General features: G+C 65.2%; 25 protein-coding genes. 11 read left to right on the top strand and 14 right to left on the bottom strand.

The features are described 5' to 3' along the window. Window positions 1-11: 11 nt before the first annotated feature. Both rsgA and KUV81_RS06565 read right to left on the bottom strand, forming a co-directional pair. Entirely contained in the window at window positions 12-1,067 is a 1,056-nt protein-coding gene (gene rsgA, locus KUV81_RS06560; protein ID WP_222543032.1) for a ribosome small subunit-dependent GTPase A, read from the bottom strand. A gap of 227 nt (window positions 1,068-1,294) precedes the next feature. Continuing rightward, a complete protein-coding gene (locus KUV81_RS06565; protein WP_222543033.1) occupies window positions 1,295-2,203 on the bottom strand; it encodes a LysR family transcriptional regulator in 909 nt (302 codons plus the stop codon). 126 nt (window positions 2,204-2,329) lie between these two features. Here KUV81_RS06565 and KUV81_RS06570 point away from each other — a divergent pair, with 126 nt between their 5' ends. The 5 genes from KUV81_RS06570 (at window position 2,330) to KUV81_RS06590 (ending at window position 6,058) form a co-directional block, all read left to right on the top strand. Next, window positions 2,330-2,509 carry a hypothetical protein gene (locus tag KUV81_RS06570; protein WP_222543034.1) on the top strand — a complete coding sequence of 60 codons (180 nt, stop codon included), beginning with the start codon at window positions 2,330-2,332 and terminating at the stop codon, window positions 2,507-2,509. A gap of 3 nt (window positions 2,510-2,512) precedes the next feature. Next, window positions 2,513-3,448: a sodium-dependent bicarbonate transport family permease gene (locus KUV81_RS06575; RefSeq protein ID WP_222543035.1), complete on the top strand. Its 936-nt coding sequence runs from the start codon at window positions 2,513-2,515 to the stop codon at window positions 3,446-3,448. A gap of 13 nt (window positions 3,449-3,461) precedes the next feature. Beyond that, window positions 3,462-3,947: a 5-(carboxyamino)imidazole ribonucleotide mutase gene (purE, locus tag KUV81_RS06580; protein ID WP_222543036.1), complete on the top strand. Its 486-nt coding sequence runs from the start codon at window positions 3,462-3,464 to the stop codon at window positions 3,945-3,947. Next, window positions 3,944-5,035, top strand: coding sequence for a 5-(carboxyamino)imidazole ribonucleotide synthase (locus tag KUV81_RS06585; protein ID WP_222543037.1), 1,092 nt, complete (start codon window positions 3,944-3,946; stop codon window positions 5,033-5,035). The genes purE and KUV81_RS06585 overlap by 4 nt, the downstream gene beginning before the upstream one ends. A 267-nt stretch (window positions 5,036-5,302) precedes the next feature. Beyond that, window positions 5,303-6,058 (top strand): hypothetical protein, encoded by a 756-nt coding sequence (locus tag KUV81_RS06590; protein WP_222543038.1) that lies wholly within the window; start codon window positions 5,303-5,305, stop codon window positions 6,056-6,058. Window positions 6,059-6,117: 59 nt separating this feature from the next. On the opposite strand, the gene KUV81_RS06595 is transcribed toward KUV81_RS06590, so the two are convergent. Genes KUV81_RS06595 through KUV81_RS06615 form a run of 5 tightly spaced genes read right to left on the bottom strand, consistent with a single transcriptional unit; the run spans window position 6,118 to window position 8,407 of the window. Beyond that, window positions 6,118-6,603, bottom strand: coding sequence for a GNAT family N-acetyltransferase (locus tag KUV81_RS06595; RefSeq protein ID WP_222543039.1), 486 nt, complete (start codon window positions 6,601-6,603; stop codon window positions 6,118-6,120). Window positions 6,604-6,617: 14 nt separating this feature from the next. Next, entirely contained in the window at window positions 6,618-7,109 is a 492-nt protein-coding gene (locus KUV81_RS06600; RefSeq protein ID WP_222543040.1) for a DUF1643 domain-containing protein, read from the bottom strand. A 3-nt stretch (window positions 7,110-7,112) separates the two neighbouring features. Beyond that, window positions 7,113-7,511 (bottom strand): hypothetical protein, encoded by a 399-nt coding sequence (locus tag KUV81_RS06605; RefSeq protein ID WP_222543041.1) that lies wholly within the window; start codon window positions 7,509-7,511, stop codon window positions 7,113-7,115. Between the two features lie 12 nt (window positions 7,512-7,523). Then, window positions 7,524-7,937, bottom strand: a complete 414-nt coding sequence (locus KUV81_RS06610; RefSeq protein WP_222543042.1) for a hypothetical protein — start codon at window positions 7,935-7,937, stop codon at window positions 7,524-7,526. Beyond that, window positions 7,934-8,407: an RDD family protein gene (locus KUV81_RS06615; protein ID WP_222543043.1), complete on the bottom strand. Its 474-nt coding sequence runs from the start codon at window positions 8,405-8,407 to the stop codon at window positions 7,934-7,936. Before KUV81_RS06615 ends, KUV81_RS06610 begins: the two co-directional genes overlap by 4 nt. 254 nt (window positions 8,408-8,661) lie before the next feature. Between KUV81_RS06615 and KUV81_RS06620 the strand changes: the two genes are divergently transcribed. The 3 genes from KUV81_RS06620 to KUV81_RS06630 are packed head-to-tail and all read left to right on the top strand — an operon-like array spanning window position 8,662 to window position 14,284. After that, the gene (locus tag KUV81_RS06620; RefSeq protein WP_222543044.1) at window positions 8,662-9,765 is read left to right on the top strand and encodes an efflux RND transporter periplasmic adaptor subunit; all 1,104 of its coding nucleotides are present in this window, start codon (window positions 8,662-8,664) and stop codon (window positions 9,763-9,765) included. A gap of 9 nt (window positions 9,766-9,774) precedes the next feature. Further along, a complete protein-coding gene (locus KUV81_RS06625) occupies window positions 9,775-12,825 on the top strand; it encodes an efflux RND transporter permease subunit (protein ID WP_222543045.1) in 3,051 nt (1,016 codons plus the stop codon). Next, the gene (locus KUV81_RS06630; RefSeq protein ID WP_222543046.1) at window positions 12,818-14,284 is read left to right on the top strand and encodes an efflux transporter outer membrane subunit; all 1,467 of its coding nucleotides are present in this window, start codon (window positions 12,818-12,820) and stop codon (window positions 14,282-14,284) included. Before KUV81_RS06625 ends, KUV81_RS06630 begins: the two co-directional genes overlap by 8 nt. Window positions 14,285-14,291: 7 nt before the next feature. On the opposite strand, the gene KUV81_RS06635 is transcribed toward KUV81_RS06630, so the two are convergent. Then, on the bottom strand, window positions 14,292-14,537 hold the full coding sequence (locus KUV81_RS06635) for a hypothetical protein (RefSeq protein ID WP_222543047.1): 246 nt from the start codon (window positions 14,535-14,537) through the stop codon (window positions 14,292-14,294). Between the two features lie 11 nt (window positions 14,538-14,548). Further along, entirely contained in the window at window positions 14,549-15,406 is an 858-nt protein-coding gene (locus KUV81_RS06640) for a hypothetical protein (protein WP_222543048.1), read from the bottom strand. A 237-nt stretch (window positions 15,407-15,643) separates the two neighbouring features. Between KUV81_RS06640 and KUV81_RS06645 the strand changes: the two genes are divergently transcribed. Continuing rightward, entirely contained in the window at window positions 15,644-16,549 is a 906-nt protein-coding gene (locus KUV81_RS06645) for a LysR family transcriptional regulator (protein ID WP_222543049.1), read from the top strand. A 3-nt stretch (window positions 16,550-16,552) separates the two neighbouring features. On the opposite strand, the gene KUV81_RS06650 is transcribed toward KUV81_RS06645, so the two are convergent. The 5 genes from KUV81_RS06650 to KUV81_RS06670 form a co-directional block, all read right to left on the bottom strand. Then, window positions 16,553-17,353: an SDR family NAD(P)-dependent oxidoreductase gene (locus KUV81_RS06650; protein WP_222543050.1), complete on the bottom strand. Its 801-nt coding sequence runs from the start codon at window positions 17,351-17,353 to the stop codon at window positions 16,553-16,555. Between the two features lie 137 nt (window positions 17,354-17,490). After that, window positions 17,491-17,703 (bottom strand): hypothetical protein, encoded by a 213-nt coding sequence (locus KUV81_RS06655; protein WP_222543051.1) that lies wholly within the window; start codon window positions 17,701-17,703, stop codon window positions 17,491-17,493. Between the two features lie 61 nt (window positions 17,704-17,764). Then, the gene (locus KUV81_RS06660; protein WP_222543052.1) at window positions 17,765-18,910 is read right to left on the bottom strand and encodes an ABC transporter permease; all 1,146 of its coding nucleotides are present in this window, start codon (window positions 18,908-18,910) and stop codon (window positions 17,765-17,767) included. Continuing rightward, on the bottom strand, window positions 18,907-19,833 hold the full coding sequence (locus KUV81_RS06665) for an ATP-binding cassette domain-containing protein (protein WP_222543053.1): 927 nt from the start codon (window positions 19,831-19,833) through the stop codon (window positions 18,907-18,909). The genes KUV81_RS06660 and KUV81_RS06665 overlap by 4 nt, the downstream gene beginning before the upstream one ends. Window positions 19,834-19,837: 4 nt before the next feature. After that, window positions 19,838-20,758 (bottom strand): HlyD family secretion protein, encoded by a 921-nt coding sequence (locus KUV81_RS06670; RefSeq protein ID WP_261389209.1) that lies wholly within the window; start codon window positions 20,756-20,758, stop codon window positions 19,838-19,840. Between the two features lie 214 nt (window positions 20,759-20,972). Between KUV81_RS06670 and KUV81_RS06675 the strand changes: the two genes are divergently transcribed. Together KUV81_RS06675 and KUV81_RS06680 are read left to right on the top strand one after the other, a co-directional pair. Beyond that, window positions 20,973-21,362 (top strand): DUF6632 domain-containing protein, encoded by a 390-nt coding sequence (locus KUV81_RS06675; protein ID WP_222543055.1) that lies wholly within the window; start codon window positions 20,973-20,975, stop codon window positions 21,360-21,362. Between the two features lie 326 nt (window positions 21,363-21,688). Continuing rightward, entirely contained in the window at window positions 21,689-23,539 is a 1,851-nt protein-coding gene (locus tag KUV81_RS06680; protein ID WP_222543056.1) for an alkaline phosphatase PhoX, read from the top strand. The last annotated feature ends 45 nt before the right edge of the window (window positions 23,540-23,584 follow it).

A 23,584-nucleotide genomic window follows, 5' to 3' on the forward strand; every position in this document is an offset into this window, starting at 1 on the left:
CTTGAAAGGGTCTAGCGGTTGCCTTTGCGCTCGCGCCGGTGGTTCTGCACGGTACGGTAGAGCTTGCCGAGATCTTTGTCCCGGGCCCGCTTCTGGGCCAGGCTGGCGCTGTTGAACGCCTGCTCGCGCATCAGCTTCTGGTAGCTGGCCAGGCGCCGAGGGTCGAGCCGTCCGTCGGACAGGGCCGCCTGAATGGCGCAGCCCGGCTCACTGCCGTGCTGGCAGTCGGCGAAGCGGCACTGCTCGGCCAGCTCGGTGATCTCGCCGAACACCTCACTCACCCCCTGCTCGCAGGCGGTCAATTGCAGCTCCCGCATGCCGGGGGTGTCCAGCAGCAGCCCGCCCTGGGTCATGGGGTGCAGGGTGCGCCCGGTGGTGGTGTGACGGCCCTTGCCATCGTCCTCACGAATGCCACCGGTGCTCTGCACCGAATCCCCCATCAGGGCGTTGACCAGGGTGGACTTGCCCACCCCGGAGGAGCCCATCAGGGCCACGGTCTGGCCGGCGCCGCACCAGGGGGCCAGCGCTTCGGCCGAGTCCTGGGACAGGGCGTTAACCGTCACCACCAGCAGCAGGGGATCCAGCGCCTGCACCTGGTCGACATAGCCCTGGGGCTCGTCGCACAGATCGGCCTTGGTCAACACCACCACAGGCTCCACCTCCGCCTCATGGGCCAGCGCCAGGTAGCGCTCCAGCCGGTTGAGGTTGAAGTCCTCGTTGAGGGAGCTGACGATAAACAGGGTATCGACATTGGCGGCGATCAGCTGCTCGCCCAGCGCCGTCCCTGCCGCCTTGCGCTGAAACAGGCTCTGGCGTTCGAGGTGACTCAGGTAGCGACCCGCCTCGTCCAGCAGCAGCCAGTCCCCCACCGCCAGTGGCGGCATGGCGGGAGTGCGCTCCAGGGTGAGGAGGCCGGTTTCGGCCAACAGCTCGAGGCGGTTACGGTGCACCGCGCGGACCCGGGCGGGGGTGGCGTCCCACTGCTCCAGGGTCAGTTGTTGTTGAAAAACGGGTTTCCAGCCCAGCTGGCTCAAGCTGAACGGGTTGGGTGTGTCATTGTTTTGCATTGGGGTTTCCCGGACGTCGCCGCAGCGCGTCTTCATAGAGCGTCGGTTCGACGGATGGGCCGTCGAGTCGGGTCCGGGCCTGGGCGGATCAGCGCTGGGCGTGCTCCGCGGCCCGGCTACGCTTTACCACAATCATCTTCTCTCTCCTCAAAGTCTCTCGTATCACTGGCGCCATTGTAGCCCCCTGCCCCACCCCGGCGCCAAGGGAGAGCCCACAGATTTGGGCTTTAGGCCCCTTCCAGTTGCAGGTTTTCCTTGTGCTGGGTCCACTCCAGGAAGGTGCGGGCCACCGGCGACAGCGGCTTGCCTTTGTGGTGGGCCAAGGACCACTGGGAGCGGATGGGCAAGCCTTCGACGGGCAACAACGCCAGGCCAGCGTCGCCCCCGAACGCCAGGGTGTGGGTGGAGAGCACCGACACCCCCAACCCGGACATCACCGAGTGGCGGATCGCCTCGTTACTCTCCACCGTCATCCGAACATTGAGCTTCACCCCCTCCCGACGCAGGAAGCGCTCCAGGGCGTAGCGGGTGCCAGAGCCGTGCTCGCGGATAAGGAAGGGCGCCTTGGCAAACTCCGCCAGGCTAATCCGCGGTTTTTTGGCCCAGGGGTGATCTTCGGCGGCGATGGCCACCAAAGGGTTGTCCAGGAAGGGGTGGAGGGTCAGCGGCGCATCTTTCGGCGGATGGCTGAAGACGTAGAAATCGTCCCGCCCTTCGGACAGGCGGTCGATCACCTGCTGGCGGTTGCCCACCTTGAACTCGATGTCGATGTGGGGATAACGCTCGCAAAAATCCCCCAGCAGGTGGGGGATAAAGTACTTGGCGGTGGTCACCACCCCCAGTCGCAAGGTGCCGGACTTGAGCCCCTGCTGGGCTGCCAGGTCCATCTCCAGCGACTCCAGGCTGGCCAGCACCTCCCGGGCGGTCAACAGGGCCCGCTCGCCGGCGTCGGTCAGCTGCAGGCGGCGCCCCACCTGGTGGTAGAGGGGCAGTCCCAGGGCATCGGACAGCTTCTTCAACTGCATCGAGACCGTGGGCTGGGTCAGGTGCAGCGCCTCGGCCGCTGCCCCCACTGAACCGGCCTCATGCACCGCCAGCAGGATCTGCAGTTGTCGCGTGGTGGCCCGGATGGTCATGGCGCCGCCTTTTTTATATAGATGTTTATCTATGCAAAATAATCCATTTTTCGATTTTTATCTATTTTAAATTGGCGGCACACTGCGCCCGTTGATTGCCCTGCTCATCCGTCATGGAGGTTACCGATGCGCCGCCGCTTTGTGTTCGAACTGTCCCTGTCCACCACCTTGTTGCTGCTGGGGGTTGCCCTCGCCGACGCGGGGGTAAGCGACTGGGGCCTGGCCATCACCGGAGCCTGCCTGCTCGGCGCCACCCTGGCGCTGCGCCCCCGCACCGCCCCCCTGGCACTGAGCCGGGAGGCTTAATCCATGACCCTGGATGTGGTGGTCGCCTTTTTCGTCCTCGGTGCCCTGGCCCAGCTGGTGCGCGCCGAACTGGAGCTCCCCAAGGGGCTCTACCAGTCCCTGGTGATCATGCTGTTGTTGGCCATCGGCCTCAAAGGCGGCATTGCCCTTTCGCAGCACGTTAACCTCGCCCTGTTGCTGCAAGCCGGCGCCGTGTTGGCCTTCGGCTTCGTTCTCCCACTGCTGGCCTTTCCGCTTCTGAAAAGCATCGGCGGCCTGGATCGGCTCAACGCCGCCACCATCGCCGCCCATTACGGCTCGGTCAGCGTCGCCACCTACGCCGTGGCCGTGGCCTACCTGGAAAGCCAGAACATTCCCTACGAGCCCTACTTCCCCCTCTTTGTCGCCCTGCTGGAAGCCCCCGCCATCGCCGTGGGCCTGTGGCTGGCCAACCGCCACGCCAGCGGCGTCGACCGCCGGGCCATGCTCAAGGAGGTGATGCTCAACCAGGGGATGGTGCTGCTGCTCGGTGGCCTGGTGATCGGCTGGTGGGCCGGCGAGCGCACCGAGCGGGTCATGCCCCTGTTCGGCGATCTCTTCCACGGGGTGCTGGCGCTGTTCCTGCTGGCCATGGGCCAGAAAGCCGCCGCCCGCTGGCGCGAGCTGGGCCAGGACGCCTCGTTTCTTGCCAGCTTCGGGGTCGCCATGCCCCTGGTGGGCGCCCTGACCGGCGCCGCCCTGGCGGTGATGATGAACCTGAGCCAGGGAGGCGTCATCCTTCTGGCCACCCTGGGGGCCAGCGCCTCCTACATCGCCGTCCCGGCTGCCCTTTCGGCGGCCCTGCCCAAGGCGGATCTGGGCCCCGCCATCACCGCCTCACTGGGCGTCACCTTTCCCTTCAACGTGATGGTGGGGATCCCCCTCTACAGCGCGTTGATCAGCGGTTTTCTGTTCGGATAAGCAAGGAGTCGATATGTCCGTCGCCAAAGTCAGCATCATCATGGGTTCCCAGTCGGATTGGGAGACCATGGCCGAAGCCACCCGCCCCCTGGAGCAGCTGGGGATCCCCTACGAGACCAAGGTGGTCTCCGCCCACCGCACCCCGGATCGCCTCTACCGCTTCTGCCAGGAAGCCCATCAGCGGGGCATTCAGGTGATCATCGCCGGCGCCGGCGGTTCCGCCCACCTGGCGGGGATGGCCGCCGCCATGACCCATCTGCCGGTGGTGGCGGTGCCGGTCTCCAGCCGCAACCTCAAGGGGATGGACAGCCTGATGTCCATGGTGCAGATGCCCCGGGGCGTGGCGGTGGCCTGTCAGGCCATTGGCGGTGCCGGCGCCTTCAACGGCGGCCTGATTGCTGCCCAGATGCTGGCCCTGGGGGACGCACAGCTGTCCCAGCGCCTTATCGACTGGCGCGCCAGCCAGACCGACTCGGTGGCCGAAGAGGTGGTCAAATGAGGATCGCCATCCTCGGCTGCGGTCAGCTGGCCCGCATGATGGCCCTGGCCGGCTGGGCCCGGGGCCACCGCTTCAGCTTCCTGGCGGAGCCCGGGGAGGATCCGGCGCCGGTGGAAGGCCTCGGCGAAGTGGTGGTGGCCGAGCCGAACCTCAGCCCGGAGCTGCTCTACCGGGCCCTGGGCCGACCGGAGGTGATCACCCCGGAGCGGGAGCAGCTGAGCGCTGAGCTGCTCAACGGCCTGGCCCAACTGGCCCCGGTCTACCCCGACGGCCGTGCCCTGACGCTGACCCAGCACCGGGCCCGGGAGAAAACCTTCATCAACGAACAGGGCTTTGCCACCGCCCCCTGGCAGGCGGTGGACCCGCACACGGACCTCGACGCCCTGGGCGACCTGCTGGGCTGGCCCCTGTTCATCAAAAGCTGTGAAGACGGCTACGACGGTTTGAACCAGTGGCGCCTGGACGGCCCCGGCAAGGCCCCTAAGCTCAACCCGGACATCGAGTACATCGCCGAGGGCGGTGTGGCGTTCGAGCGGGAGCTGTCCCTGGTGGCGGTGCGGGGCACCGACGGATCGGTGGCCTGCTACCCCCTGACGGAGAACCGGCACCAGGGCGGCGTACTGCAAAGCTCCCTGGCTCCGGCCCCGTCCCTGCCCGAGGGGCTGCAGGCCAAAGCGGAGCAGATGGCCCATACCCTGATGGCCGAGCTCAATTACTTGGGGGTGCTGACCCTGGAGCTGTTCCTGGTGGAGGAGCAGTTGCTGGTGAACGAGCTGGCCCCCCGGGTGCACAACAGCGGCCACTGGACCCAGTCCGGCGCCGACACCTGCCAGTTTGAGAACCATCTGCGGGCCATTACCGGGCTGCCCCTGGGCGCCACCCGGGCCCTGGCCCCCAGTGCCATGGTCAACCTGTTGGGGGTGACCCCGCCAGCCCCGGAGCTGTGCCCCGGCGCCAAGGTGCACTGGTACAACAAGGGGGTGCGCCCGGGCCGCAAGGTGGGCCACATCAACCTCAACGACGCCAACGAGCACAGCGTCCGCGCCTCGGTGGATCGCCTGGTGGACGCGCTGTACGGCAATGCGTAATCCAACCCCGCCAAAGGGGGCCAGCTCGCAGAGTCTTTCCTGACCTGATGGCTAACCCGCTGATGCTATTGACCTAAGGGGCCAGGCTCACGCCTGGCCCCGCTGCGCTTAACGGACAATTAAGCTGCAGGCTCACTTTTACGCCCTATCCTACGCCGAGTTTTTGAACACCCCGCTATGCACCGGCAGCCACCGGACACATCAGCGGCACTTAGCCATGGCCTAAAGCCAGGCATCAACATATCGAACGCGTATGGAGGTTTGGCGATGCGCCCTTACCTGATTCTGGCCGCCTTAACTGCGGCCCTATCAAGCCCCGCCCTGGCAGGCGAAGCGGAACCTTTCTCACCGGATTGCGACAAGTTCACCTGGGAGCAAAGGGAGCGCAATCCGCACTGCACCAATCCTGAGCCTGACAACCCAATTGAGGTTGACCCTTCCAACCCGATCGAACTAGCGCGTTGGCATTACGAAGTAGAAGGCCAGTTGGGGATCCCCGCTGAAGTAGTGCACAGGCTCTGTGGAGAAAAAAGCACGACCCATCCCCAAGATAATCGTGTTGTCTCTTGTTATTGGCGAGAGTCCAAAGGGACCTTAGAAACAAGAGCCTTTGATTACAGTGGAGCGTACGAAGCAAGTATCACATCCTACATCGAAGGCATCGGCTCTGAGAGAACAGTCGTTACAGTAACGGTAAGAGAGAAAGGGGGAGCCGACGACTTAGTCGAGAGCTTTGCTACTACGGTTTCGCTCGAAGGCGAGCACAGTGAGTCGCTCTTTACCACCGAGCGTTACAGTGTTGAAAGCGAGATAAACAATGGCAAGGACTTTCGCGTAACCCAATGGCTAAGCCGCGACTTAGACCGTGAAACGTACCGCACGATTGCAAACTTTCAGGATGCTGTGATGACCAAATCGGAGTGGCGTTACGATGGTCAAATGGATTCGGTTAGCGTTTACAACGGCCACTTTACCTTCTACAAAACGGTCAATGAATTCCTGAACTTTACTCACGGCCACTAGCATTCAGCTTTAACTTATCTTTCCTTAGGCCGCTGAGGTTTTCGTATTCAACAAAGCACCTAGAGCACCTTCTGCCAGAACTGGGCCTGGCCCATGGCCGGGTCCAGTTCGTAGCCGGCAAAGCCAAACTTGCGGTAGGCGTTGCGGGCCACGGAGTTGCCCTCCAGCACCTCCAGGGTCAGCTTGGCGCACCCCATGGCCCGGGCCTGGCGCTCCAGCGCCTCCAGTAGCGCCATACTCACTCCCCTGCCCCGGTGCGAACTGAGCACCACCACGTCATGGACGTTCATCAGCGGCTTGCACTGGAAGGTGGAGAAGCCGCGAAAGGCGTTGAGCAAGCCCACCGGCTGCGCCCCGTCATAGGCAATCAGGCTGAGGGCCCCGGGCTCGTTGGCCAGGGCCGGGCCCAGACCCCGTTTGACCGGCTCCGCCAGCGGCGTCCCACCGCCCATGGGATCCCGGGCGTAGGCGTCCAGCAGTCCTACCATCGCCTCCACCTCCTTTGGGTGGTGGTAGTCCACGGTCTTGATGGTCAGCGGGGTCATGGCACTTCCTTGTCTTAATGGGTGGGTGTGTGGGCCTCAAAGGGCTGCATCGGGGCGTCGGCGCGCACGTAAAGGGGGTGGCGCGGCTGACCGGCCTGGCACCGACCCAGGCAATCGAGCCGATAGCCCGACAAAGGCCCGGCCAGCACCTCGGCATCGCGACCGGCCAGGCTGCCCCCCTGCCCCCAGGCCACCAAGATGGCATCGGACTGGGCGCTTAGGCAAGTCAGCCAGCGGTCGTTGTCGCCCCCCACCGGATCCGGGATAGTGGCCAGCACCGCCGGCTTGGCGGCACAGTAGGCAAACAGGTTGGCCAACCAGCACCCGCCAAAGCCCCAGCGCCGGGCAAAATCGATGCAGCGTCGGCTAGTGGGATCATCGCGCTGGGCGTCTGCCCTGGAGGGGTTCAGGCCCACAATCAGCAGCACCGGCGCCGCCGGTGCCCAGCTGCGCCACAGGGCGTAACGGTAACGGCCGCAGGGGGAGAAGACGGCACCGCGCTCCATGGCTCAGTCCAGCTGGTGAAAGGCGCGCAGGAAGTCGTTTTTGCTCTGCTCGAACTTGAAGTGCCCAGGGCTGTTGAGCGCCCGTTTGGGCTCGCTGAAAGCGGGCATCACGTAACCCCAGTTGGAGTTGCGGGCAAAGGCCACCACCACGTTGACGTGGCTGTCGGCCCAGCGGTTGGTGAGCTTATGGTCCTCGCCATAGGCCTCCACGGTCTTCACCTGAATACGATGAAAGTGGGGGCCGTCGGATATGAGGATGTCGGTCTGGTGGCCGTTATCCAGCACCGGGGTGAACACCTGCCAGCCATCCTGCATCAGCCAGCTCACCACCATGCTTTCGAAGGAGATGTTCTTCAGCGCCTGGTGGGTCTCGTCGGTGGTGGGGGTGGTGCGTCGGGGCATGGGGCCTCCTTGTCAGGGGTCCGGCAGATTGGGCTCCGGGGCGTAGTCGGGCTGGCGAACGCTCAGAGTGTAGCGCCCCACCTCGTCACGCCGGGCGGCGTTGCGCATCAGGTAGGTGAGGATGCGGTACTCGCCGTCCATCGCCACCTGACCACTGAACTCCGTACCCTCCACCGAACCGACAAAGAGCGCGCTGTCCTGATTGGGGCCGGTGATGTTGAAGTACTGGAAGCGGTTGTCGCTCTCAAGGGAGACGCTCAGCGGCGTGCCCTTTTGCAGGGTGATGCGGTACTCCACCAGCTCGTAGCCCGAGAGCCGGCCCTGGGTCGACACCTGGCCCTGGGCATCCAGCGTCAGGGATTGGATCTGGGGCTCCGCCAGCACCGGCAGGGCCATCAGGCACAGCCCCCACATCACGCCTCTCATGGCTCACCTTCCTCCGCATCGAAGTGCACCGGGGTTTTCCGGTGGTGGCGCACCACCACGGTGCCCGCCAGCTTGTCGTGCCACCCCTGTTTGCGGCTGTCGAATGCCACCCAAATGAGGCCCAGGAACAGGGGGATGGTGGAAACGTAGTAGCCCAGGTAGCGGATCACCAGCTGGCCAACCCCAGGCTTGCCGCCGGTTTTGGCGTCGACGATGGTCATCTTCAACACCATCTTGCCCGGCGTGGCAGACTTGTAGGCCCAGAACATCAGCACCGCCACCGCCGGCAGCAGGTAGTTGAGTGCCAGATCCCAGAAGCCGAACAGCCCCGGCCCCTGGTTGAGCCAGTAATCCTTGCCGTAGACCAAAGAGAGCACCGGGGTGATCAGTGCCGCCAGCAGCAGGGTGTCGATAAGCGCTGCGCCCACCCGGGCCCAGAAGCCGCCGTACTCCATCTCGTCGCTGTGCATCACTGCCTCCTTTTGGCCATTGCACCCAAAGCCCCTTTGATAATGGTCGTTTTTTCCCCTTGAGCACAAACAATCCGGCGAAAAGGCAACCACTTGCGACGGCTATGGTGACAACAAGCGGCCACCCTGACTGCCCGCCGACGCCTCCCCCACCCAACGGAAAACCCCTGTGACACCAAGGGGGTTGGCGGCAAATGCGGACGCGCTGTCTATAGTTAGCGTTCAGCTAGGAACCGATGCTTGACGAGACTGCCATGAACATTCGTCGCTGTAGGCTTGCTCTTTGCTCCTCCCTGGCCCTGGTGGCCCTGCTCTGGGGCTGCGGCCAGGGCCCGGTGATCACCGCCGACAAGTCCCCCCGCCCCGTTAAAGCCATGGTGCTGACCCAGGCCCAAAGCAGCGAGACGGTGTCGCTGCCGGCGATCCTGGAGCCGGTGGACCAGGCCCAGCTGGCGTTTCGCGTGGCTGGCCCGGTACAGAACGTGCTGGTCCAGGAGGGCCAGCGAGTGGCCAAGGGGGAGGTGTTGATGCACCTGGACCCCCACGACTTCGAGGTGCAGATCACTGAGTACCAGGCCCGGCTGCTGGAGGCCGAGGCTCAGGCCCGACAAGCGAGGCAGGAGCAGGCCCGGGTCGCGGCGGCGGGTCGGGATGACGCCATCGCCCGAGTGGAGCTGGACCGGGCCAATACGGCGGTGGAGCGCACCGAAGCGGCGGTGACCATCGTCGAGCAGCGATTGCAGATGATGCAGGATGCGCTCAGTTACAGCGTGCTTCGCGCGCCCTTTGACGGCGTGGTCTCCAACATCGAGATCGACACCCACGAACAGGCGGTACCGGCACTGTCGGTGGTCACGGTGCACGGTGACGGGGGGTTGCAGGCCCGGGTGGATCTGCCGGAGCAGCTGGCCAACCGGGTGCACCTAGGAATGGCCGGCGCCTTGCTGCTGTCCAACAGCGACAGCACCATTCCCACCGAGGTCACCGAGATCAGCCGCTCCGCCAGCGTCCTGAGCCGCACCTTCCGCATGACCGCCCGGCTCAATCGCCAACCGGACAATGCCTGGCCGGAACAGACCGGTCTGATGCAGCTCTCCCTGGCTTCGCCCGATGGAGCCGGATTCCTGATCCCCACCAGCGCCTTGCAAAGCAGCGGCGGCCAGCACTACGTGGCCCTGGTTAACGATGGGCGCATCGAGCGGGTTTCGGTGAGCGTGGTGGGCTACGACCGTGACCAGGTGCGGGTCCAGGGCACCCTGGCCCCGGGCAACGTACTGGTGGTGGCCGGGGCGCCCTACTTTAACGACGGTGACGAGGTGGGCGACGTCCTGCTGGGCAATCAAGAAGCCGAACTGTAGGAGTCCGCCATGAACCCCGCAAAATGGGCCATCAACAAAGCGTTCTTCTCCAGTTTCCTCACTACCTTGCTCTGTCTGCTGGGCCTCTACGGCTACTTCGCCCTGGGCAAGCTGGAAGACCCGGCTTTCACGGTGAAAACCGCCGCGGTGGTGATCCTCTACCCCGGCGCCAGTGCCGAGCAGGTGGAGGCCCGGGTCACCGACGTGATGGAGCGCAAGCTCCAGGAGATGGGACGGCTTTGGAAAACCCGCTCCGTCAGCCGGCCGGGCCAGGCGATGATCTTTGTCGAGCTGGTGGAGACCACCACCGGCGACGAGCTGCCCCAACAGTGGGACCTGCTGCGCCGCAAGGTTAACGACGTCAAGCTGGAGCTGCCCCTGGAGGCGCAGATCTCCGTGGTGGTGGACGAGTTCTCCGAGGTGTACGGCATGCTGTTTGCCCTGGTGGGGGATGGGATCCCGCCCCGGGAGCTCAACCACTACGCCCGTATCCTGCAGCGGGATCTCAAAACCGTCCCCGGGGTCAACAAGGTGATGCTGCAGGGCCTGTATGAGCAGGCGATCTTCATCGAAGTGGATGAAACCAAGGTGGCCCAGTACCGCGCCACCCCGGCACAAATCCTCGACCAGCTGCAAAGCCAAAGCCTTATCAGCCATCCGGGTCAACTCACCCTGGGTTTTGAGCGGATCCGCATCAGCCAGACCGACACCCTGGACTCGGTGCAGGCGCTCAAAGACCTGGTGCTGCGGGCCGGCATTGGTGAGTTGGGGGCCCAGCGTTTTCGCCTGGGGGACGTGGCCCACGTCTACGAGGGGCCCAGCGTCTCTCCCCTGTCCATGAGCCGGTTCAACGGCCAGCGGGCGATCACCGTGGCGGTGAACCCCAAGGATGGCATCAACGTGGTGGCCATTGGGGATTCGCTCAAGGCGGCCCTGGCCAACTTCGAGTCTCGGGTGCCGGCGGGGATCAAGGTCGAGGTCATCGCCTTCCAGCCGGATGAGGTGCAGAAGTCGGTGGACTCCTTCACCGGTAACCTGCTCAGCGCCGTGGCCATCGTGGTGGTGGTGCTGTGGATCTTTATGGGCTGGGCCAGCGCCGCCATCGTCGGCGGCAGCCTTGGGATCACCTTGCTGCTGACCCTGGTCTACATGCTGCTGGCCGGGGTGGATCTGCACCGGGTTTCGGTGGGGGCCTTTATCCTGGCTTTGGGGATGCTGGTGGACAACGCCATCGTCATCACGGATCTCTACATCGTCAAGGTGCGCTCCGGGGTGGAGAAGCTCAAGGCGGCCTCCGATTCGGTCACCGAAACCGCGGTGCCCCTGCTGGCCGCAACGCTGATCGCCATCGCCGCCACCTCCCCGGTGCTGTTCAGTCAAACCGCCTCGGCGGAGTTTGCCATCGACCTGTTTAAGGTGATGGCCTCCTCCTTGTCACTGAGTTGGCTGGTGGCCATCACCGTCACCCCGCTGATGTGTTACCGCTTCTACAAGGTGAGCGGCAATGATGAGGGGCCGCCGGCCTGGCAGGCCAAGGCCCGAGGGCTCATCACCTGGCTGCTGAACAATCGCAAAACCGCCCTGGTGGTGATCTTCGTCAGCCTGGTGGTCACCGGAGTGCTGAGCACCAAGGTGATGCTCAACTTTATGCCCGGCTCCGACCGGGCGATCACCTTTGTCGATTATTGGCTGCCCCAGGGGGGCAGCATCCGCCAGACCGCCGAGGACATGGCCGAGATCGAAGCCTGGCTGTTGGAGCAGCCGGAGGTGCGAAACATCGCCAGCTTTATCGGCGGCGGTGCCCCTCGGTTTACCGTGACCTACGAGCCGGAGCCCAATGACCCCGCCTACGGCCAGATTCTGGTGAACCTCAACAGTTTTGAAGAGATCCCGGCACTGCGCCGACGGGGCGATGCCTTTTTGAAGGCGCGCTTCCCCCAGGCCGAACCGCGCTTTCGCCCCCTCAAGCTGGCCACGGTGGACAAGTTCAATATCGAGGCGCGCTTCAGCGGGCCCAATCCTACGGTGCTGCGGGAGTTGGCGGCGTCCGCCAAGGCGATCATGGCCGCTCACCCCCACCTCAAGTACGTGCGCGACGACTGGCGTCAGCCCAGCAAGGTGCTGGTGCCCCTGTTCAACCAGGACCGGGCCCGGCTCTCCGGGGTGACCCGCAACGACGTCAACATGGCCCTGGCCCGCGCCACCGACGGTTTGCCGGTGACCACGCTCTACTACGGTCGAGACCGCCTGGCGGTGCTGTTTCGGGATCTGGAGAGTCAGCGCGACGACTTCAGCACCCTGCTGACCCTGCCGGTTCCCCCCCTGCTGGGCGCCCATGTGGTGCCCCTGGGTCAGGTGGTGGATGGCTTCAAGTTGGCGTTTGAGGAGGGTCAGATCTGGCGGCGTAACCGGCTTCGGACCATGACGGTGCAGGCGGACGTGGAGGGGATGTCCGCTTCCAGCGCCCGTAAGGCGATCGCCGAGGAGATCGAGGCGATCCCCCTGCCGGCGGGCTACGCCTTCGAGTGGGGTGGCGAGTTCTACGACGAGAACCGCTCCATCACCGACATCTTTGCCCAACTGCCCAAGGCGGGGATCTTCATGCTGATCCTGATGGTGGCGATGTTCAATGGCCTGCGCCAGCCGCTGGTGATCATCCTCACCATTCCCCTGGCCATGGTGGGGGTGGTGCCCATTCTGATCCTCGCCGGAAAGCCCTTCGGCTTTATGGCCCTGGTGGGGGTGATCGCCCTGGCGGGGATGATCATCAAAAACGGCATCGTGCTGATGGACCAAATCAACCTGGAGATCGCCAGCGGTCGCAACCCCTTCGACGCCCTGGTGGAGTCGGCGGTCAACCGCACCATGGCGATCAGCATGGCGGCCCTGACCACGGTGCTGGGGATGATCCCCCTGTGGTGGGACCCGCTGTTTGGCCCCATGGCCGCCACCATCATCGGCGGCCTCACCCTGGCCACCTTCCTCACCTTGCTGATCATGCCCATCTACTACGCCATCCTCTACAGGGTGCCGCCACAGCAGGAGGCCGCCCATGCGTAAGCTGCCCTTTTTGATCCTGGGGTTCTTGGTGGGCTGCTCTGCCGGCCCCGACTACGACGCCCCCGAGGCCCCCGACTGGCAACCGGAGCAGTGGCAGGCCCAGGGGGGCACCGCCGCGGCTCAGGCCGATCTCGACTGGTGGCGCCAGTTCGATGACCCCATGCTCGACCGCCTGGTGGAGCAGGCGATAACGGACAACCTCAGCATTCTTGCCGCCCAGGAGCGGGTCAAACTGGCCCAGAGCTACCGTGAGGCGGTCTCCGCCACCAGCCTGCCCCAGGTCAGCCTGGGTGCCGGCTACGCCGCCGGCCAGCTCAGTGAGCAGGGCCCCATAGGCGGCCCTCTGCTCAACCCCAGTGTGGGCGGCCAACCTCTGGGCTTTCCCCTGGCGGATCGCCAATTGGACGCCACCTTCCTGGGCCTCGGCGTAGCCTGGGAGCCAGACCTGTTCGGTAAGACCGCCAGCATGATCGAGGCCTCCGACGCCCGGGCCGAGCAGGTGGCGATCATCGCCGACGGCACCCGGTTGATGGTGGTGGGGGGCGTGGTCAGCAACTACCTGCAGCTGCGCAGTGCCCAGAGTCAAAAAGCGCTGCTCCGTGCCCAGCTTGAAGACCTTAACCAGATCAAACCCCGGGTGGAGAGCCTTCAGAAACATGGCCTCACCTCCAGCATCGAATCGGATCAGATCGACGCCCAGGTGGCGGCGGTGAGCGCGCTGCTCACCCAGCTGGATACCGTGTTCGAGGTTCACGGCCGGCGCCTGGCCATCCTGTTGAGCCTGCCCTCCTCCAGTTTGTTGGAGGAGCTCAGCACGGTGCAACCGATGCCCCAGATCACCGACGTCATCCCGGTGGGCCTGCCCTCGGAGCTGCTGCAGCGGCGCCCCGACATCCGTTTGGCAGAGCGGCAGATGAAGGTGGCCAATGCCGAGCTGGGGGTGGCCATTGCCAACCGCTACCCCAGTTTCTACCTCACCGGCGCCCCCGGGGTGGTCTCCAGCGACTTCAGCGATCTGTTCAGCAGCGGCAGCACCGCCTGGAGCTTCGGTGCCGGGATGAACTGGGCGTTGTTCGACGGGGGATTGCGCGAAGCGATGCAGGCGGTGGCCGAATCCCAGGTGAACATTGCGGCACTGGATTATCAGCGCACCCTGCTCAGCGCCTTCTCCGAGGTGGAAACCCTGCTCAGTGCCTACGGCTACAGCAGCCAGAACCTGGCGGCGTTGACTCGCTCTCGAGACCAGGTGGCCAGAGCGGTACAGCGCACCGGTAGCCTGGTGGACTCCGGCCTGGCGGGTACCGTGGACCTGCTCAAGGCCCAGGCGTCGCTGCACCAGGCCAATGGCGCCCTGCTGCTGGCCCAAAGCCAGCACGCCCAGCTGGTGGTGGCGATCTACAAATCCCTGGGGGGAAGCTGGTCAGAGACCCAGGCACAGGGCGCAAACCCGACCGGATAGCCCCGGCTCAACGGGCCCGCCACCAGAGCCGGGCCAGGGCCACGGCGGCGCCGGTCAGGGCAAAGCTGGGGGCCGTAGGGCCAAACCAGCTTAAGAAGGTGTCACGGACAAAGCCCCAGTGGGTGCCCGAGGGGGTGCGAAAGATCCCGCCAGGGTTCTCTGCCCAGTCCCAGGCGGCCATGCCGCCGGCCAACAGCGCCGCGGCGATGACGCCCAGAGCCCCACCCCAGAGTGCCCCTTTAAGCCATGGCATCCTGGTGGCCCTCAATAGACTTCGATGCCAAAGGCCAGCAGACGACGGGGCAGCACCTCGTCGAGGCTGGTCAAATCGTCCTGGTGCAGCTGGATCAGCCGCAGCCCCAGTTGACGGTAGAGGGCCTGACGTTCGGCCAGGGTGGCCTCATCCAGCCCCTCCACGTAGTCGATGTAGATAGCGCCGCGGGGCAGGAAAAAGCTGCAGTAGGTTTCATTCTCCTGACCCAGGGTTTGGCGCACCGGCCGCTCGTAGGCGTGGGCCAGCCCGGCCAGGTAGAGCCAGTTGTCCAGGGTCAGCTCCGCCACCGAGCGCACGTAGTGGCCATCCAGGGTGCGGTACTTGGCGTCGAACTTGGCCCGGAAACTGGCGATGGAGCCGTGGGTGGACTCCTTGTCGGCGTCCTGCCCCAGGGCCTGGGCCAGGGCGCGCTTGAACATCGGCTCCCGTCGCAGCCCCTCGGGCCAGAGGCTGTAGGGGGCGCCGGTGCGCTTGTCCGCCTGCTGGATCCCGCCGGCGGCCAGGCCGCTGTCGGTCACCCGCCACCCCTTGGGGGCCGGGGCCACATAGCCAATTTCGTGCAGCAGCCCGAGCAGGCTCTCCCGCCCAAGGCCGGTCTGCTCCGACAGCTTGCTGACACTGAGCAGCCCCTCGGCACTGGGCAGAGCCATCTGCTCGGGCCAGACCACGTACTCGCCAAACTTCTCGCTGTGGGTGGTGCGCCCCCCCGCCAGACGCCCCTGCTCGGTCAGGCACCAGCGCTGGGCTTCACGCACCAGGTACCCGGCCCGGGCCAGGCGGTCAAACAGGGTTTTGGCGGGCAGCCCCAGCTTCTTGGCCAGGGCGGTGGTGGAGAGGGGTTTGGCCATCTCGGCCTCCGGATCATCGCGTATGGCATCCAGAGTATCAGCAAGAAAAAGCAAAGGCGAACGGGGACTTAGTGATATTCGACTGCCCCCGTTCGAGTCCAAATCCCGGATCTCGACCGCCCCATTCCCCCCTGCCCGGCTCGGCGGCGTCAAACCGGCGCACGGGTTGGCAGTCGGGGCGCCGGCTTTTACACTCTCAGGAGATAAGACTCTGATCTTTAACCGAACAGGAGCCCCATGAACATCGAGCACCTCAAGCTGTTTGTGCGCCTGGCCAGCACCCACAACATCAGTTCGGCGGGCCAGGAGCTGGGGCTCTCCCCCGCGGTGGCCAGTGCCCACATCAGCAAGCTGGAGGCGGGGCTGGGGGTGCGCCTGGTGCACCGAACTACCCGAAAAGTCTCCCTGACCGAGGAGGGAGAGGCCTTTCTGCCCCACGCCGAAGCGGTGCTGGCCAGCGTTGAGAGCGCCCGGGCCTCGGTGGGGGTGGGCCAGGCCAGCCCTCAGGGGACCTTGAGGATCACCGCGCCGGCCTCCTTTGGCCGCATGCACCTGGTGCCGGCCATCGCCGGTTTCCTCGCCCGTTACCCGGATCTCAAGGTGGATTGCCGCTTCAGCGACACCGTGGTGGACTTGGTGGAGGGGGGCTTCGACATCGCCATTCGTGACGCCCAGCTCAAGGACTCCTCCCTGGTGGCCCGCAAACTGGCCTCGGATCGCCGCGTGGTGGTGGCCGCCCCGGCCTATCTCGAAGCCCACGGCACCCCAACCACCCCCGAGGCACTCAGCGATCACGCCTGTTTGAACCTGATTGGCCTGGAGAGCTGGGTGTTCGACACCCCCCAGGGGGAGCTCAGCATCAAGACCCAGGGGCCCTTTCGCAGCGACAACGGGGATGCGGTGCGAGACGCCTGCATCGATGGGCTGGGGATCGCCATCGCCTCAACCTGGAGCGTCTATCAAGCCCTGGAGCAGGGCCAGCTGGTGACCATTCTGGACGACTGCCCGCTGGTCTCCGACACCGCCATCTGGGCGGTCTACCCCAGCTCCCGATTGCTGGCCCCCCGGGTGCGCGCCTTTATCGACCACTTCGCCGAATACTACGGCACACCCCCCTACTGGGACCGAGCGCTGATGGCCTGAGCCTCAGCGCCCCGCCAGCAGCGCTTCGATGGCGGAGACCACCGCCGCGCTTTTGGCGCTGTCCAAGGCATCGGCGTGGGGCGGGCCGAAACGCCCGGCATCGTTATCAAAGTACTGGCCCGAGGCGTTAGCAAACTCCTCCGACAGCGCCGCCCGCACCAGAATGTCCGCGCCGATGTTGAGATCGCCACCGGCCACGCCGAACGCTTCGTTCACCATCTTGCTGCCCAGAAGCGACGCGGGGTTGACCGCCACGATGATGGGATCCTTGGGGCCCAGGTTCAGCCCCAGCTGACGGGACCACATGGTCAGGGCCAGCTTGCTCTGGGCATAGGCGGCGCCATCGGACAGCGCTTTTTTCCCGTTCAACGCGTCCAGATCCACACTGGATTGGGCCGCCGAGGAGAGGTTCACCACCCGTCCGCTGCCGTCCATCACACTCTTTAGGTGGCGCGCCAGCAGGTAGGGCGCCAGGGTATTGACCACAAAGCGCAGCTCCAGGTCCTCTTCGGTGACCGGCTCACTGGCGTTGAACACCCCGGCGTTGTTGATCAGCACATCCAAGTGGTCATGCCGGGCCTTGACCGCCTCGGCCAGGGCCACCGCCTCCGACAATCGGGAGAGATCCGCCCGGTAGGTCTCCACCGGTTGGCCCCCCAGTCCATTCAGCTGCTCCGCCACGCTTTCCAGCTTGGCCGGGTTGCGGCCATGAACCAGCACCTTGTGGCCCTGGGCCACCAGCATCTTGGCGGTCGCCAGGCCGATGCCGTCGGTGGCGCCGGTGATAAGAAGGGTTTTGGACATGGTGAGGGTGCTCCTAAGCGTTGGCCGGCCCGATGGCCGCGCGGTTATGACTCAGGCTAGCAGCCTATCGCCCACAGTGGGCCAGACCAAGGGGCGGCAGCGGGAAACAGTTTCAGGGAAATGCAGAGAATCCCGCCCTAAGCGCTGGGCTCGGTGGGACGGTCGGCTTTAAGGGCGAGGGCCGCCAGGTAGACCAGCCCAAGGGGTGGGATCACCGCCAGCAACAGGCCCACCAGCGCAACCAGTCTCGGGGTTTGGGTTTTGCGTCGGCCCAGATAGTAACTGAGCACACCGCACAGCGGCATCCAAAGCAGCACCAGCTGCCCCATCAAAGTGGCGTTAAAGTCCATCTTCATCCTTGAAGGTTTGGCGAAACGGCCAAGTTAACCGATTGATTTAGCAGCTGCAAACTCAATCCAGCCGCTTTTTAAAGCGCAGCGAGGCCACCACCAGCCCCACCAGGGTAAAGGCCAGCAGCCAGAGGGCGTCGGCCCGAAGATCCATCAGGGTCGCATCCCGCAGCACCACCCCGCGCACCGCGCGCATAAAGTGGGTGGCGGGCAGCGCCTCGGCAATCCACTGGGCGGCCCGGGGCATCCCCTCGTAGGGGAACATAAAGCCGGAGAGCAGAATGGAGGGCAGCAGCACGAACACCGTCATCTGCATCGCCTGCAGCTGATTGCTGGCCAGAGTGGAGATCACCAGCCCCAGGGAGAGGCTGGCGGCGATAAAGAGCCCGGTGATCCCCGCCAGGTGGGCCAGGCTGCCGTTGATGGGCACGTGGAACACCCAGTGGCCCAGCCCCAGGATGATCGCCACCTGGACAAAGCCGATAAAGACGTAGGGGATGATCTTGCCCAGCATCAGCTCCATGGAACGCACCGGGGTGTTGATCAGCATCTCCATATTGCCCCGCTCCCGCTCCCGGACGATGGCGGCGCTGGTGAACATGATCATGGTCATGGTGAGGATCACCCCCACCAGACCGGGAACGATGTTGACCGCGGTGCGCTGCTCGGGGTTGAAGTAGAGGGTCACCTCGAAGGTGGGCACGGCGCGGTTGGCGGGCTGACGGAATAGCTCCTTGAGCGGCATGGTGCGCAGCCCCTTGATGGCGGCAGCGATCATGGTGTCCGAGCCGTCCACCACCCAGTGGGCGACGGGCCGACTGGTCTCCTCGTCGGAAGAGGCCGGGCTGCCCAGCCCCACGCTCTGGTGGCGCACCAGGCGCTGGCTGAGATCCGCCGGGATGATGAGCGCCGCGCGCACACGGGAGTCGATGATCGCCTCCTCCGCTTCGGCCACCGTGGCGAAACGTTCGGTAAAGCGCACCACCTGGGTGGCGTCGATGGTTTGCAGCAACACCCGGGACAGCGCGGTGTTGCTCTGATCCACCACCGCCACCGGGATGTGGCGGATGTTGGTATTGATGGCGAAACCAAAAAGCATCAGCTGGATAAGGGGGATCATCACCACCATGCCGAAGGTCATGCGGTCGCGACTCAGCTGAGTCAGCTCCTTGGCGAACACCGCCAGAATGCGTCGCAGGCTGTTCATTGCCGGCCCCTCCCGGTGCAGGTGACGAAGACGTCCTCCAGGCTGGGGCGCACCCGCTCGATGGCCTGAGCGCCCTGAAGCTCTGGCCGCTGGGCCAGCCACTGCTCCGGTACGGCCACCGCGTCGGTGACCAGCACCCGCAACCGGGCCCCCAACTGGGCGGCGGAGACCACCTCCGGCAGGGCCACCAGCTGCTGCTTGACCCGCCGCAGTTGGGGCGCTTCCACCTCCACCACCTGGGCGCCCATCTGGGCCATCAGATCCTCCGGGGCGCCGTCCGCCCGCTTCTCCCCCGCTTCCAGAATCGCCAGCCGATGGCAACGCTCGGCCTCGTCCATGTAGTGGGTGGAGACCAGGATGCTGGTGCCGGCGTCGCACAGGTCGAACAGCTGCTCCCAGAAATCCCGCCGGTTCTCCGGGTCCACCGCCGAGGTGGGCTCATCGAGAAACAGCAGCCTGGGTTTGTGCAAGGTGGCCGCCGCCAGGGCCAGGCGCTGGCGTTGGCCGCCGCTCATGCTGCCGGCCCGCTGAGCGGCGCGCTCATCCAGCCCGTAGATGCCCATCAGCTCGCGGATCCGGGCCCGGCTCTCCCGAAAGCCCAGGCTGTAGATCCGCGCCACGAATTGCAGGTTCTCCTGCACCGTGAGATCCTCATACAAAGAGAACTTCTGGGTCATGTAACCGATCTGGCGCTTCAGGGCCTCCGCTTCGCCCGGCAGAGCGTGGCCAAGCACGGATACGGTGCCCTCTGAGGGGGTCAGCAGCCCGGTGAGCATGCGGATGGTGGTGGTTTTGCCGCAGCCGTTGGGGCCCAAAAAGCCGTAGATGGTGCCGGCGGCCACCTGAAGATCCACCCTGGACACGGCGGTCAAGGTGCCAAAGCGTCGGGTCAGGCCCTGGGCCTCGATCGCCCACTCGCTCATCGCCCTACTCCTCGCTTGGCAGGCTCACCTGCACCGGCACCCCGTTGGGCAGCGCGGCAGCGCTGTCGGGCAACTGGACCTCCGCCAGGTACATCAGGCGGCTGCGCTCGGACTGGTTCAGGGCGTAGTAGGGAGTGAACGCCGGCTCATTGCTGACCCAGCGCACCTGCCCCTCGATAGGGTTGTTGAGGCCATCAATCTTGACCGACAACGCCTGGCCCACCTGGATGTGCACCCGGTAGGGTTCGGGCACGTAGACCCGGGCGTAGGGGGCCTTACCGGCCAGCACCACCGCCACCGGGCTGCCCACGGTCACCCGCTCCCCCAGGTTCCAGGGCAGGTTGTCCAGCACCCCGTCGCGGGTGGCCAGGATGGTGAGATCCGCCAGCCGCTTGCGCTCGCTGGCCAGCACCGCGTCCGCCGCGGCCAGCTCGGACTCGGCCATGCGCAGGTCCTCCTCCCGGGTGCCGTTGGTCAGCTCGCGAAGCTCCTCCTGGGCGCTGCGCAAAGTCGCGTCGGCGGCGTCGCGATTGGCCAGGGCCCGGTCCAGCTCCGCCTGGCTGACCATGCGACGGGCCACCAGGTCCTGGTTGCGCCGGTAGGTCTGCTGGGCGTCCACCAGGGTGGCCCGTGCCCCCGCCACCCGGGCCTGAGCGGCGGCCACCTCCTCCTCCCGGGCGCCGTTGCGCAGCTTCTCCAGGTTGGCCTGGGCGCGGGTGACGTCCGCCTCCGCCCGGGCCACCACCGCCTGTTGCTGACGGTCATCCAGCTTGACCAGCAGATCCCCCTGGCGGACGGCTTGGCCCTGGGGGATGGGCAGGGCCACCACCACCTCGTTAACCGTGGCGGTGTGGGCCACGCGGTCCCGCTCCAGGGTGCCCAGGGCCAGGCCCTGCTCATGGGGCGTGCAGCCGGCCAGCCACATGCCCAGAATACCCAGTGTGATTAACCCTGTAATCGCCCTCATCCTGCCCCTCGTCTTGCGCTGAACGCCCTGGCCACCATGCCGTCCTCTACCCCCAACTCTGGGTGAATTAATCATTGATTACAAGGTGATAAATTGCACAGATGGGGCCGGTTCGATTAACCCGGCATGTCAGGGGCTACACTGAAGCCATGGGCGGGCTTTGGAGCGGTCTATGAGCGCGGAAGCGCGGGTCAGGATCCTGCAAACGGTGCTGCGTGTCGCCGCGGTGGTGATGGTGTTTGGCCTGTTGCCCCTGTCCTGGTTCTGGCCCTCCGGCTGGGCCTGGCACGAGGGGGGCCGAAACCTCTACTTCGAGATGATCCTGGGGCTGTACGCCACCCTGGGGGTGTTCCTGTTTTTTGCCGCCCGGGATCCCCTCTCCCACCGCAGCCTGATCTGGTTTACCGCCTGGTCGAGCCTGGTCCATGGCGCCATTATGATGGTGCAGGCGCTGTTGGATCATCGCCACTTCGGCCACCTGTGGGGGGACGTACCCGCCCTCTTTGTCCTGGCGGTGCTGATCTTCGTGCTGATGCCGAAAAAGGGCTGGGAGCTGAGCTGATTTCCGTCCACTCAGACCGAGCGGTCTCCCGCTCGAGTTTGGGTCAATGCGTCTGCTTCGCCCCCTAAGGGCAGTTCATCGCGCCAAAAATCCACGGTCACCAAAAGATCATAATACCATCAGATAACCAATCCCCACCTTCTATAACAGACACTTAGTGTTCAGTGTCCTGTCCTGGGCCGTGCCCAAAATCACAGCATTAACATTACGTTAACACACCTGACACAGAGCAAATCCAAGTTTGGCGGCGACCCAGAGGTGGGCTGCGAGCCCCCCGGTCGAGCATGAATCCTGACATTGAATGATCCGCGATTGGAATGGCAAAAATGGACAACAAATTCAAACTCTCCCTGCTGAGCGCCGCCCTGCTGGTGGCCCTGGCAGGTTGCAACACCGACGGCGACAATGGCGTCAATGGTCTGGACGGCGCCCAGGGCCCCCAGGGTGAAGCCGGTCCCCAGGGCCCCGCCGGTGAAAACGGCCAGGACGGGCAAGATGGCGAGAACGGCAGTAACGGCCAGTCCGGTGAGCTGACCCGCATCGCCACCGTGCCCCTGGGCGCCGAGGTAACGGGGATCTTCCTCACCGAACAGGGCGATCTCTTCTTCAACATCCAGCACCCCTCCAGCGCCAACGTCGAGCTGGACCACAACAACCTGCCCTACAACCGCGGCACCGTTGGGGTCCTGGCCGGCGTCGACTTCAACGCCCTGCCCATGGACCTGGTGGACTCCCCGGTCCCCGAATCCCCCAAGGAGCAGGAAACCGTGATGGCGGCCTACGGCCAGTACCAGATCCTGGGCCAGAACGGCGACACCTACGAGGGTAAGCTGGCCGACGGCCTGGGCGTGGTGATGAGCCTGGACGGCAGCACCGCCGTGGTGGACACCGACATGCCGGACTTCAACGCCTTCGTTCCCAACGGCGACGGCAAGGGCTACCTGTTCACCAACTGGGAGTACATCCCCGGTGGCATGAGCCGACTGGCCCTGGCCAAGCAGGCCGATGGCAGCTGGGTGGTGGAAGACGCCATGATGATCGACTTCTCCGCCGTTCACGGCACCGCCGCCAACTGCTTCGGCACCCTGACCCCCTGGGGCACCCCGCTCTCCTCCGAAGAGTGGATCGTCGACTCCAATGTCGCCGGCACCACCGAGGCGGACTGGAACATGCCTGGCAATTCCGACGTGGCCCGCATGGACACCATGACCGGTGCCGACTTCCCCAACCCCTACCGCTACGGCTACGTCATCGAGGTGACCGATCCCAAGGGCACCCCCACCCCGGCCAAGCACTACGCCATGGGCCGCTACGAGCACGAAAACGCCGTGGTTATGCCGGACCAGCGCACCGTCTACCTGTCCCAGGACGACACCGGTGGTGTGATGTTCAAGTTCGTCGCCGACGCGGCGGGGGATCTCTCCTCCGGCACCCTGTACGGCGCCAAACTGACCCAGGACGCCGGCAGCACCGAGCCCCAGACCACTGGCTTTGATGTCGAGTGGATCGCGCTGGGCAGCGCCAACAACGACGAGGTGGAAGCCTGGATCGCCGAGTTCGACGGCATCGACAGCAGCGACTACGTCGATGGCCAGTCCAACTACCTGACCCTGGCCGACGTCCAGGCCTGGGCCGATGGTGCCGCCACCTACCCCACGGTCGCCGAAGGCGGCAACCCGGTGACCGCCGGCCAGCCCATGGACAACCGCGTGGTGTTCCTGGAGTCCCGCCAGGCCGCCAACCTCAAAGGCGCCACCGCGGAGTTTCGCAAGCTCGAGGGGATCAACATCAACGCCAAGCGCGCCGAGGAAGCGGTGGACGGCACGGACCTCATCGCTGGCGAGGACGTCACCGAGGCCTACGTCTACTTCGCCATCGCCGATCTGGACAACACCATGATCGACGGTGAGGGGGACATCGCCCTGTCCAGCCGGGTGAAGGATTGCGGCGGCGTCTACCGCATGCCGCTGATGGCCGGTTACGACGTCAACCGCATCGAGCCGGTGATCATGGGCTCCACCTACCGCGACAGCCTGACCGGCGCCGAGCGCTGCGACGTCAGCCAGCTGTCCCAGCCGGACAATGTCCTGGTGATGGACGACGGCCGGATCCTCATCGGTGAGGATGGCTTCCAGGTCAACAACACCCTGTGGATGTACCGTCCGGTGGTCAACTGAGACCCCTGACCGACGCCGGGGCGGCAGCCCGCCCCGGCCTTTTTT

This window comes from Ferrimonas balearica (assembly GCF_019802085.1).
GTDB lineage: Bacteria > Pseudomonadota > Gammaproteobacteria > Enterobacterales > Shewanellaceae > Ferrimonas > Ferrimonas balearica_B.